Below are 12,522 nucleotides of genomic sequence, written 5' to 3' on the forward strand. Positions count from 1 at the left end.
GTAAATCCATTTCCAATAGTCGTGCCATTAAATTTTTCCTGTTTTATTTAATACGAAAAGAACTACGATGGGAATAGCCAGTAAGCTCACCATTAAAAGGTTTGTCTGAAAAAGGACGGGAGCCATTGCCAGCGTAAGCACATACCCGCCTATCGCACCGCCAAAGTGCGCGTCATGGCCTATATTGTCATTTTGTGCGCGCATCCCATAAATAGAATAGAGTAAGTAACCGATACCGAAAATATACGCCGGTATGGGAATAGGTATAAAAAACATGTATAAACTCATACCTGGCTGCAGCAAAATAGCCGAATAAAGAATACCGGAAACCGCACCACTGGCTCCTACGGCAGTATAACCAGAATCGTCCTTGTGAAAGTAAAACGACAACAAATTACCCAGTATCAGGCTCCCCAGATAAATAATCACAAAATTTAAAGTCCCCAGAAGTGCGATTACAATGGACGCAAAAAAGTAGAGCGTAAGCATGTTGAAAAACAGGTGCGAGGTGTTTACATGCAAAAAACCAGAGGTCAAAATCCGAATTTGCTCGCCTCGTCGTACCGCGCCCGTATTGAATTTGTACTTTTCAAAAAAAGAATAATCATTGAACCCTTTCATTGAGAAGAGTACATTCACTGCGATGACGATGACCGTAACCAAGTCAAGATTGCCCATAAAAGCTGAAATTTGGGGCAAAGATACCTATATTTAACCTAATTTTACAGCATGCAACGCATACTCTTTTGGCTCGTTTACCCCTTATTATTGGGCATTTCAAAGCTACCTTTCCCAATATTCTATAAAGTTTCAGATCTGGTCTGTTTTCTGGTATACCGTGTGCTCGGGTACCGTAAAAAAACGGTACGCTATAATCTCGATATGGCCTTTCCTAATATTTCACCAGAAGAGAAAAAAAGGATCGAGAAAAAATTCTATAGGCATATGTGCGATATGTTTCTTGAAATGATCAAATCAATTTCCATTACAGAAGCAGAAATGCGAAAGCGCTTTATTTTCAAAAATCCTGAACTACTGAAAAGTTTTGAAGATAACAATGAAAGTATAATTATTATGACAGGACATTATGCCAGCTATGAGTGGTCTAGCAGCATGCAGTTCTTCATGGATAATACGGGCTATGGGGTCTATAAAAAGATTAAAAATGACCATTTTGACGCGTTGATACGCCGTACCAGAGAGCGGTGGAACAATGAATTACTTCAGAATAAAATTGCGCCAAAAGCCATGGCAAGACATCAGGCAGAGGGTATCAAAGCTACTTATGCTTTCTTTGCAGATCAATCTCCAAAAGCCTCAAAAAACAACCATTTTAGCCTGTTTTTTGATCATAAAGTGCCATTTTTTACAGGTACAGAGCGTATTTCTAAAAATTTAAATATTCCTCTGGTATTTATGAATGTACAGAAAAAAGGCCGTGGCTTTTATGAAGCTAGCTTTGAGGTTATGAGCACGGCACCTTCATCTGTTCCTGATTATGAATTGACCGATCTGTTTGCAAAAAAACTGGAAGCACAAATAAAAAATGCGCCCGAGTATTACCTCTGGACGCATAAAAGATTTAAGCACGTTGAAATTTGAAAAGGGATAGTTAGACTTTATAATTACTCCAATCCATAATTTCCCCTCTTTCTTCCATTTTAATGGAAGTTTTAAGCATTCTATCGTCGTATTTCATGTTGTGCTCGTCAAGCACATCCTGGGGTACTCCATCCCATGCATTAGGGATGTTACCCTTATAACCCAGATATTCAATACCTATTTTACTGGTAAAATACCCAGTTGTAACCAGATTACGAATTCTGCTGAAAAAATTTGCCCCTTGTTGCAACTCCGGCTTGACTTCCTCGGGATAGGCAATATCATCAATAATAGATAGCTGACTATCTTCATCCAGGGCATTGAAAACTTTATTGAACCTACGGTTGCTCTCGTGGTTGAGCCACATAATCCCACCCCGCAATGGCGTTTGATGCTCTGGCATATCTTTCGAAATAAATTCAATAAAAGCTGGTACTTCTGCCTCTGTCGCAGATCCCGAAGTATCGTCTGCAGGAATAATTATATCGCTTAAAATGGCGATAGTCTGCAGTTCATCATCGGTGAAAAAGTTTTTGCTTACAAGGTACTCATCACGGGCTGCCTCAGCAGGTGTTCTTCCGTAATTTTCAATAGTTCCTTCTTTAAGTTCGGCAATAGGGGTTTCCTGCTCTTGCATGCAGCTGGTTAACACCAGGCTAGACCCTATTCCTCCTACAAATAATGTTTTTATCGTGTCTCTTCTGTTCATAACAACTAATTTATATAGACATATTCTTTAATTCTCCCGCTAGATAATCTGAAGCTCTCCACGCCAGTGCCAAAATTGTCCAGGTAGGGTTTTTATCTGCCTGGGAAACAAAAGCTCCCCCGTCCATCACAAATACGTTATCCACATCGTGGCATTGATTGTATTTATTAACGACCGATGTTTTAGGATCATCTCCCATACGTGTAGTACCTACTTCGTGAATGATACGCCCGGGATTTTCAAGGCCATAATTCTGTTCCTTACCAGGCTTTTCACCTAGCGGAATACCGCCCATGGAGTTTATCACTTCCTCAAAGGTATCGTTCATATGCTGCGCCTGTTTCTGCTCCTCACTGGTCCAGTTATAGTTAAAACGAAGCACGGGAATACCAAATTTATCTACCGTATTCGGGTCGATCTCGCAATAATTATCCTTTCGCGGAATACTTTCCCCACGACCGGCCATACCGATGGTCGCTCCGTAAAACCTACTCACATCTTCTTTGAATCCCTGACCGTAACCACCTGCTTTTTTCGTGTTTCCGTCCTTATCGGGAAATCTTCCATTGAGCTTTTCGGTATTAAAACCAAATCCATAGGCCGGCATTCCCATACCTCCCCAGTACTCAATGTGATACCCTCTCGTAAAACCAAGGTTCTTACTATCATTGAGCCACCAGGGCGTATACATATGCATTCCGCCTACACCATCTTCGTTGTAGCGCTTTCTATCCATTAATGAAGGGATAATTCCCATTCTTGAAGAGCCTGTACTATCATGCAGGTACTTACCTACGTGATCGCTGGAATTACCAAGTCCATTGGGGTGTTGTGCAGACTTTGAATTGAGCATTATACGGGCAGAACTGCAGGCACTGGCCGCAAGAATAACCACTTTTGCCTTGATTTCATACTCCTGGGAATCATCCTTATTAATATAAGAAACCCCGGTAGCTTTTCCTTCGCCATTAGTCAGTACCTGGCGCACCATGGCATTTACATAAAGGTCAACGTTCCCTGTTTCCATCGCCGGGTTCACAAGGACAGAAGAAGATGAAAAATCCCCATAGACAGAACAGGAACGCGAACATTGGCTACAATAGAAACAAGCCCCTCGTTTTTTATTCACTGTTTTAGTGAGTATGGAGAGTCTTGAAGGTATCATGGGTATGTTTACCTTCCCTGTCGCCTGCTTAAGGTACAGTTCATGCAAGCGTGGTTTGGGTGGCGGTAAAAAATAACCGTCTGGCTCATTTGGAATATTTTCACGCGTCCCAAATACACCGATCATTTTATCTACTTTATCATAATATGGGCTGACATCCTCATAACTTATGGGCCAGTTATCCCCTTTCCCATCAAAATCTTTTCGCTTATAATCCAAAGGACCAAACCGCAACGAAATACGGCCCCAGTGATTTGTCCTGCCTCCCAGCATCCTAGATCTGAACCAATCGAACTGCGTTTGGTTTTTCTGTGTATAAGGTTCACCCTCGAGCTCCCAACCACCATATGCCATATCGAAATCACCAAATGGCCTGGTCGTACCGGCACCGCGTCTGGGGGACTCATAAGGCCAGCGCAGCTGGGTGCGTTGTTCATCATTTGCAGGGTCAAAATGCGGACCCGCTTCCATCAGCGCGACTTTGAAACCTTGCTCAGAAAGAATATTGGCAGCCATCCCACCGCCAGCTCCAGAACCTACAATACAGATATCGTATTTTTTGGATTGCTCTTTAATTTGAAAAGACATAATACATTTTATTTTTAGAGAAGAACGAGAAAAGGCACTAAACCGATTTATTTAAATTGATAGAATGACCAAAACTGTTCCGTTATGATAACAAAGTCATAAAATTAGGATTAATTCATTGAATCAAACAATGTTTTTATCCGCAAAATTTGCTAAATACTTTTTTTAACAAAACATGCCATCAACTTTATGGATCCTAAAAGTTGATGGCATGTAATAATTTATAATATATGAACAGACCTTATTAAGATATAAACTTTTGATTCTAAAGCCCTGCCACCTTTTTTATATGTTCAATCATATCTTCGGCGATCTGATCTGCTTCGTTCTGGGTCTGTGCTTCTGTATAGATCCTAATGATAGGTTCTGTATTTGATTTTCTAAGATGCACCCAGTGCTTTTCAAAATCTATTTTAACCCCATCTACTGTACTTACCTCCTCGTTTTTATAGTGTTCTGCAACAGCAGCCAATATTTTATCCACATCTAATTGTGGCGTAAGCTGAATTTTATTTTTGCTCATAAAGTAAGAGGGATAGCTTGCTCGCAGGTCACTAACCGCCATCTTCTTCTTTGCCAGATGCGTTAGGAACAATGCGACCCCTACCAGGCTATCACGGCCATAGTGTAATTCTGGATAAATAATACCACCATTACCCTCGCCACCTATAACTGCCTTTTTATCTTTCATAAGTTCAACTACGTTGACCTCTCCCACGGCACTTGCAAAATATTCACCACCATGACTTTCGGTTACATCACGAAGTGCACGGGACGATGACAAATTGGAAATCGTATTGCCCTTAGTTTCACTTAAGACATAATCCGCACAGGCAACCAGTGTATATTCTTCTCCAAACATTTCCCCTTTTTCGGTAATAAAAGCAAGGCGGTCAACGTCTGGATCAACCACGATACCCAGGTCTGCATTTTCCTTGACCACCAGCTTACAGATGTCACCCAGATGTTCTTTTAACGGTTCTGGATTGTGTGGAAACTCGCCATTGGGCTCACAGTATAACTTGACGGTCTCAACGCCCAGCCGCTCCAGAAGCAAGGGTATGGCGATACCGCCGGTAGAGTTAACACCATCTACCACCACTTTAAAGTTTGCAGCAGCTATGACATCTTCATCAACAAGTTCTAGATTGAGCACTTCATCTATATGAATATCTATATAGGCATCATTTATAAAAATCTCACCCAGTTCATCAACTTCAGCGAAATCAAAATCGTTTGCATCGGCGATTTTCAATATTTTTTCGCCTTCAACGCCATTTAAAAATTCGCCCTTCGCATTTAGCAACTTTAGCGCGTTCCATTGTTTAGGATTGTGGGAGGCGGTAAGGATAATACCACCATCTGCGTGCTCCATGGGTACGGCTACCTCAACCGTAGGTGTGGTGGAAAGGTCAAGATCTACAACGTCTATTCCCATACCGGTAAGTGTATTCATGACCAGTTGTTGCACCATACTACCAGAAATACGTGCATCCCGACCTATTACGACCTTATAATTATCTTTATTGCGCTGTTGTTTTAACCAGGTGCCATAAGCAGCTGCAAACTTTACGGTATCTAACGGTGTGAGGTTATCTCCCGGTTTACCGCCTATGGTACCGCGTATTCCTGATATTGATTTTATTAAAGTCATTTCAATTGTTTTTAATTATTCTATATGATCGGCTAAACTAGTCAACTGCCACTCTTACTTTACGCGCCTAAAATAGCGGTTATTAATCAACCTTGCCACTTTTATTTCAGTCTTTCGGAAAAACAAGTCGGTTATACTGGTGAATCCATAATTTGAAACTTTATAACCTAATCACTATTTACTATACTCTACAATAAATGTTGGAGGCATTACCCTATAGCATTGATAAAAAGAAAACGCCGACCAATACTGGAAGGCGTTTAAATTTAAAGGTATAAATAGGTTTTAATACTAGAAAACCTCTCTCCCAGCAAAGTGAAATGCACCTTCTATGGCTGCATTCTCATCGCTATCGCTACCATGTACGGCATTCTCGCCCATAGAGGTTGCATATAGCTTTCTGATGGTTCCCTCTGCTGCATCTGCAGGATTTGTAGCCCCTATAAGCGTACGAAAATCCTCAACAGCATTCTCTTTTTCAAGAATGGCGGCCACAATAGGTCCTCTGGTCATGAACTCTACAAGCTCACCAAAGAATGGACGCTCCTTATGCACGGCATAAAAAGTTTCTGCATCCTGTTGCGTCATGTGTGTTAACTTTAATGCTGCAATACGAAATCCAGAAGCACTTATTTTTTCTAAAATTGCACCTATATGCCCGTTTTCTACTGCATCGGGCTTAATCATGGTGAATGTTTTATTTGTTGCCATTTGTAACTTTTTATATTTCTGCAAACTGCAGAAATTTTGGTTTTTAAAAATCGGTGCAAAAATAGTGTTTTGAGTTTATGTGAAGCAACACATTTTTGATTTATAACTGTTTATCAAAAAAACTTTGAGGTATTAACTCAAAAATTTCAAAACCAACATACAAATGAAGCTTTTAAACCAAGGTCTGCATTGATAATCAATAATTTTGTTCGATCTTTTGAAGTTGATCACCATCTGCCCCTATTATTTCAAAAATGACATTATTAGTCGCTAAATCTACTTTTATCACCCCAAAACTTCGCTCTGCAATTACATTTCCCACGCGATATTTGTTAGGCTCCCCATCAAACTGTGTATACGCATGGGTAAGTCCGCTTGAAGTAAAGTCGATCAGGGGATAGCCCAATTGTGGACTCACTTTCTTTGAAAATTCTGAAATATGGCGGTCACCACTTAAAATGATCACGTTCTTGGCCTTACTTTTTTCCAGTAGGTTCAAAAATCGATCTACTTCGATAGGAAAATTGCCCCAGGTTTCAAACCCGTGCTCTCCACTAAGTAGCTGTATACTGCTCATGACAAAAGTAAAATCAGCCGTATTATTGACCAGCTGATCTTCCAGCCATTCCCATTGCCGCGCTCCCAGAAGCGTGACAGAACTATCTACCGCTGGGGTATAACGTTTATTGGGATGCGGTGAAGGCAATGGCGCACTTCTAAAATAGCGGGTGTCCAGCACGATAACTTTGATTTCTTTCTCCCCTTTACTGAAATTTTCAGCATAATAAATGCCATCCTGATTACGTCTGGGATCGTTTTTATCAACATCAAGAAAATCAAGAAATAATTGTTGGCTCTTTTCTTTTTTGCGCCACTCCTTACCGGCATCGTTCTTACCATAATCATGATCATCCCAGGTGGCCATTATCGGGATCTGCGCTTTTACTTTCGCGTATTCAGGGTTCGCATTTTGCGCATTGTACATTTTTTCCATCTTCTTCATATTCCCGGTATCTGCATAGATATTATCGCCGCCCCAGATAAAAAGATCAGGCTCAAGGGTGGTAACCTGTTCCCAGAAAGGGTTGGGCTCTTCCACTTTGTTGCAAGAGCCAAAAGCGATAACAAAAGCTTTGTTATCTACTGAATTATCTGGTTTTTGAGCATAAATACCGCCCATTACAAGACAAATAAGGAAGAAAATTTTGTTGTTGATTTTCATAATATTCAGAAGTAGGATTCCAGCAAAATTAGAAGTTCTAATTTTAAATGCATAGTATTAAATTGTAACTTCGCTTAAATGGATCAAGAACAAATAAATCAACTGAAAGACCTGCTTTCAGCACCAAAAAAAATCGTAATCGTACCGCATAAAAACCCAGATGGGGATGCGATGGGTTCTACTCTAGCCTTGTATCAATACCTTAAGAAAGATGGTCACGACGCTACAGTTGTTTCCCCTAATGATTACCCCCAGTTCTTAAAATGGCTTCCTTTTGAGGAAAAAGTGGTAAAATTTGATCAACAAAATGCAATCGCAGTACAGCTTATAAAGAATGCTGAAATCATTTTCACCCTAGACTTTAATCACTTGAGCAGAACGGGCGATATGGAACAGGCATTAAAGGATGCCACGGCGGACTTTGTAATGATAGATCACCACCAGCAGCCAGATAATTATGCTACGGTCACTTATAGTGACGTTCATGTTTGTGCTACGTGCCAGATGGTTTACCATACATTTGAAATGCTGGATGCCACCGGAAGCATAGACGTGGATATGGCCACTTGCCTGTATACAGGAATTATGACCGATACGGGTTCGTTCAGGTTTCGTTCTACCTCCTCGCGCACGCACCGCGTTATAGCAAATCTTATTGATAAAGGCGCAGACAATGCATTTATACATCAGCAGATTTATGATGCAAACAGTCCAAAACGTATGCAATTACTGGGCAGCGCACTCAATAACCTTAGGGTTTTACCAGAATTCAAGGCCGCCTATATAACACTCAGTCAGGAAGAACTTGATGCCCACAATTATGAAAAAGGCGATACCGAAGGTTTTGTGAATTACGCGCTTTCCCTTCAGGATACCAGACTTGCCATGATCTTTATTGAAAATAAGCAGGAAGGTATCATAAAAATATCGCTGCGCTCTGAAGGTGATTTTTCGGTAAATGAAATGGCACGGGAGCACTTTCATGGCGGAGGGCACATAAATGCTGCTGGTGGCCGCAGCGACCGTTCTATGGCAGATACGGTTGATTATTTTATTAGTATCTTACCACAATATAAGCTTGCATTAAATGCGTAACCTACTCTATCTTTTGCTCTTGTGTGTCCTGGCCAGTTGTAAAACGCCAGAGGCACGCCGACCGGTTTCTCAGAATTCTGGTTCTTATATTGACGCTTCTATCGCGCGCAATAAAAAGCTCAATAAAGCCGAAGAAAGTGCTATTTTAAAAGAAATAAAGAACAATCCAGAGCAGGAATATATTGCCTCAGCTGATGGTTTCTGGTACACTTATGATACGAAAGAAAAGGATAGTATTGATAAAAGCTTTCCACAAGTAGGCGACGTGGTCACCTTTACCTACGATATTCAATCCATTGCCGGCGAGGAAATTGTTTCCAAGAAAGAACTGGGCACGCAAACATATCAAATAGATCAAAGCAATCAGGAACTTATGCCCGGCCTGCGGGCAGGGATCAAACTCATGAGGGAGGGAGAAACGGTCACTTTTCTTTTTCCATCCCACAAAGCCTTTGGTTATTACGGTTATGAAAATAAAATAGGGATGAACAGACCTATAAAGTCAACGGTCACCCTACAATCTATCACTCTTAAAACCGAACAGGAATAATGACGTCAAAAAATGTGTTTATACTGTGCGCAATGCTTTTCATGTTCTGGGGATGCAAAGAAAAATATCCTGATCTTGAAGATGGTCTGTATGCTGAAATCGTAACGGACAAAGGCACTATGATTGCAGAACTTTATTTTGAAAAAACGCCCGTAACCGTGGGTAGTTTCGTTTCCCTCGCCGAAGGAACAAGTGAAGCCGTAGATTCAACCTATAAGGGAAAACACTTTTATAATGGCCTGTCCTTTCACCGTATCATCAAGGATTTTATGATACAGGGCGGAGATCCTGACGGCAATGGTTCTGGTGGACCAGGATACAAGTTTTTTGATGAATTGCGTCCAGATCTGCGCCACGATACGATAGGTATACTCTCCATGGCCAACTCAGGCTATGGTACAAATGGCAGCCAGTTTTTTATCACCCACAAACCTACCCCGCACCTGGATGGTTATGATATGGAAGGCAACCTGAAAAACTGCGAGAACCCGCGTACGGGTTGTCATACGGTTTTTGGTAAAGTAGTAAAAGGTTTTGAAACACTTAATACCATTGCAAATGTGGAAGTGCCCAATCCTCAGGATGGAAAACCTGCCAACCCCGTTACTATTGAAGAGATAAATATTATTCGCAAGGGTGGCGCCGCACGTAGGTTTGACGCGGCAAAGACCTTTAGGGAAGGTATGGATGCTAAAAAGAAAGAGGAAGCAAAAGCAGCTCAGGAGCAAACGTCCCGCATGGAGGAAATGTCGAGCGGTTTTGAAGAAAAACGTAAAGAGGCCACAATCTTAGATAGTGGTCTGGGAATTCTCAAAACCACTACCGGAGATGGCGACCAGCCAAAATTAGGCCAAACGGTATTAGTGGATTATGCCGGTTATTTTGAAGACGGTCAATTGTTTGACTCAAATAGCAAGGTCATTGCAGATAAATGGAACATGCAAACCAGACCTTCTATAGAGAAGTATGCTCCATATGAAGTGGTTTACGGTCCTGAAGCGAGTATGATCGCCGGTTTTAAAGAAGGATTACAACAAATGAAAGTAGGCGATAAAGCCACTTTATTTATACCGTATCATTTAGGTTATGGTGAACGCGGCTATGCCATTATACCTCCCAAAACAGATCTTGTATTTGAAGTTGAAATTCTCGGGATTAAATAGATAGTATCGGTTTTTTTGAAGAACTGTTGGTTTTCCAAAAGTAGATACCAACCAAGTAAAAACCTGCTAAAAACACCGATTTTCCGTGTTTTTAGCAGGTTTTTTAATACACATTAGCCTTAATTGGATTTAAAAGCTTGTGCTATTCTATTACTGAAAATTCGATAGCAGAATCGCCGTATATTGTATGTTCGTGTTTCTTGAAATCTTCTGCTTTTGCTTTATAAATATTAGGTACAAACGTCTGCGGATTTAAATCTAACAGGGGAAACCAGGTGCTTTGTACCTGTATCTGCAATTTATGCCCTTTTTTAAAGGTGTGGTTTACTGCTTGAAGTTCAAAATTAACCGGTGTTTTGGTATTCGGTTTAAAAGGCTCGGGCTTTGAAAAATCATTTCTAAAACGACCGCGCATCACTTCGCTGCGCACCATCATAAAATAATTCCCCATTTTCAAATACTCCTGCGTTTCTTCAAAATCTTCTGCATCTGCCGGGAAAACGTCTATTACTTTTACGATCCAGTCTGCATCTGTACCGGTCGTGGCTACCTGTAATTTTGCTTTAATTGGGCCAGAGAGCGTCATATCTTCTTCAAGAACTTCCGTTTCAAAAACAAGCACATCAGGACGTCGCGCTGCAAAACGTTGATCATCGGTCATATATTTTCTGGGTGTAAATACCATTTTTATATCTTCTGAATAGGGTACTGGTTTCTTGGGATCGCTGGTAAAGGTATTTTCAAAATCACCAGCTGCATTCTCGCTCAGTATTTGATCTGCCCCCAGATACATGGTTTTTTGAGTTGCTGCTTTTGCGGGCCATTCGGTAAAGGAATCCCAGGTATTTGAACCGGTATCATACATCTGTGCTTCCGGCAGGTCGAGTTCGCCCTTTCCATCTTCCTTTAAAAAGTGGTTGAAAAATTTAGTTTCCACATTTTGCTGGTAATCACGTGAAAGGTTATCGCCAAAATAAACATTGCCTATCGCCTGGCGTACATCACTGCGCGCCCAGTCGCCATGGCTCCACGGACCATAAACGATGGTATTGTAGTTATTGCTCGTTTTCTCAATCTGTTTGTAGGTTTGAAAAGGACCGTAAAGATCTTCGGCATCAAATAAACCGCCCACGATCATAACCGCTGGTTTGATATCTTTTAAATGCGGAAGGATATTTCGTTTTTGCCAGAACTCGTCATAGCTGGAATGGTCTTTTAGCTGTTGCCAGAAGACGTTATCTTCCTTATAAAAACTGTCTAAACTGGTGAGCGGCTCATGCTCCAGAAAAAACTGATATTGATCTTCGGTTCCCAGTTCTGGAAATTTGTACCAGGCTTCTTTTGTAGGTTCATCTTTCATATAACCAAAAACGGCCGTGGCGCGCCAGTAACTCAATAAATAAGCGCCATTATGGTGAAAATCATCAAAAAAGAAATCAGAAATACAAGCTTGTGGGGATACTGCTTTTAACGCGGGGTGCTCGCTCAACAAGGAGTATGTTGCGTAAAAACCAGGATAGGAAATACCCCAGATGCCTACGTTCTCGTTTGTATTTTCCACATTGTTTACGAGCCATTCTATGGTATCATAGGTGTCGCTGGCTTCATCAATTTGTTTGCCCTTTTTATTCGGAATATAGGGGCGCATGTTATCGTAAACCCCTTCACTGTTCCAGCGGCCGCGCACGTCCTGATGTACAAATATATTTCCTTCCTTTACCAGAAATTCATTGGGTCCTATTCGGTTTTTAAATGCGTTTTCCCCGTAAGGTTTGCAGCTATAGGGCGTGCGCATCATCAGCATGGGATATTTTTTTGACTTATCTTTTGGCGAATAAATAGTGGTGTGTAGCTTAATGCCATCGCGCATCTCTATCATTACTTCCTTCTTATCGTAGTGCGCTTTGACGTATTCTAGGTCCTGCGCAATCATTGTAATCCCTATAAAAAGGAACAACAAGGTGCATACTTGGGTAATCTTCTTCATATGTTGGTTTTTTATTTAATTATTCATGTTTAAGTTATCGTAAAAGTAATTACGAACTCATCGCAGTTAATGATTC

At 41.0% G+C, this 12,522-nt stretch carries 11 protein-coding genes; 4 read left to right on the forward strand and 7 right to left on the reverse strand.

Annotated elements, in window-relative coordinates; translation table 11 throughout:
• Nucleotides 1–27 precede the first annotated feature (27 nt).
• Entirely contained in the window at nt 28–678 is a 651-nt protein-coding gene (locus P162_RS02705) for a rhomboid family intramembrane serine protease (protein WP_031425683.1), read from the reverse strand.
• Between the two features lie 51 nt (nt 679–729).
• On the opposite strand from P162_RS02705, the gene P162_RS02710 reads away from it, so the two are divergent.
• A complete protein-coding gene (locus P162_RS02710; RefSeq protein ID WP_031425685.1) occupies nt 730–1,602 on the forward strand; it encodes a lysophospholipid acyltransferase family protein in 873 nt (290 codons plus the stop codon).
• A 10-nt stretch (nt 1,603–1,612) separates the two neighbouring features.
• Here P162_RS02710 and P162_RS02715 read toward each other — a convergent pair whose 3' ends face one another.
• From P162_RS02715 to P162_RS02735, 5 genes are all read right to left on the reverse strand, one after another.
• Nucleotides 1,613–2,311, reverse strand: a complete 699-nt coding sequence (locus tag P162_RS02715; protein ID WP_031425687.1) for a gluconate 2-dehydrogenase subunit 3 family protein — start codon at nt 2,309–2,311, stop codon at nt 1,613–1,615.
• A 10-nt stretch (nt 2,312–2,321) separates the two neighbouring features.
• Entirely contained in the window at nt 2,322–4,064 is a 1,743-nt protein-coding gene (locus P162_RS02720; protein WP_031425689.1) for a GMC family oxidoreductase, read from the reverse strand.
• A gap of 265 nt (nt 4,065–4,329) precedes the next feature.
• Entirely contained in the window at nt 4,330–5,718 is a 1,389-nt protein-coding gene (glmM, locus tag P162_RS02725) for a phosphoglucosamine mutase (protein WP_031425691.1), read from the reverse strand.
• A 291-nt stretch (nt 5,719–6,009) separates the two neighbouring features.
• Complete coding sequence (locus P162_RS02730) at nt 6,010–6,429, reverse strand: nucleoside-diphosphate kinase (protein ID WP_031425693.1); 420 nt, start codon at nt 6,427–6,429, stop codon at nt 6,010–6,012.
• Between the two features lie 196 nt (nt 6,430–6,625).
• A complete protein-coding gene (locus P162_RS02735; protein WP_031425694.1) occupies nt 6,626–7,651 on the reverse strand; it encodes an alkaline phosphatase D family protein in 1,026 nt (341 codons plus the stop codon).
• A gap of 78 nt (nt 7,652–7,729) precedes the next feature.
• Here P162_RS02735 and P162_RS02740 point away from each other — a divergent pair, with 78 nt between their 5' ends.
• The 3 genes from P162_RS02740 to P162_RS02750 are packed head-to-tail and all read left to right on the forward strand — an operon-like array spanning nt 7,730 to nt 10,459.
• Nucleotides 7,730–8,746: a DHH family phosphoesterase gene (locus P162_RS02740; RefSeq protein ID WP_031425695.1), complete on the forward strand. Its 1,017-nt coding sequence runs from the start codon at nt 7,730–7,732 to the stop codon at nt 8,744–8,746.
• Complete coding sequence (gldI, locus tag P162_RS02745) at nt 8,739–9,296, forward strand: gliding motility-associated peptidyl-prolyl isomerase GldI (RefSeq protein WP_031425696.1); 558 nt, start codon at nt 8,739–8,741, stop codon at nt 9,294–9,296. Before P162_RS02740 ends, gldI begins: the two co-directional genes overlap by 8 nt.
• Nucleotides 9,296–10,459 (forward strand): peptidylprolyl isomerase, encoded by a 1,164-nt coding sequence (locus P162_RS02750; protein ID WP_031425697.1) that lies wholly within the window; start codon nt 9,296–9,298, stop codon nt 10,457–10,459. The genes gldI and P162_RS02750 overlap by 1 nt, the downstream gene beginning before the upstream one ends.
• A 142-nt stretch (nt 10,460–10,601) precedes the next feature.
• Here P162_RS02750 and P162_RS02755 read toward each other — a convergent pair whose 3' ends face one another.
• On the reverse strand, nt 10,602–12,446 hold the full coding sequence (locus P162_RS02755; protein WP_031425699.1) for a CocE/NonD family hydrolase: 1,845 nt from the start codon (nt 12,444–12,446) through the stop codon (nt 10,602–10,604).
• Between the last annotated feature and the right edge of the window lie 76 nt (nt 12,447–12,522).

Source organism: Flavimarina sp. Hel_I_48 (genome assembly GCF_000733945.1).
GTDB lineage: Bacteria > Bacteroidota > Bacteroidia > Flavobacteriales > Flavobacteriaceae > Leeuwenhoekiella.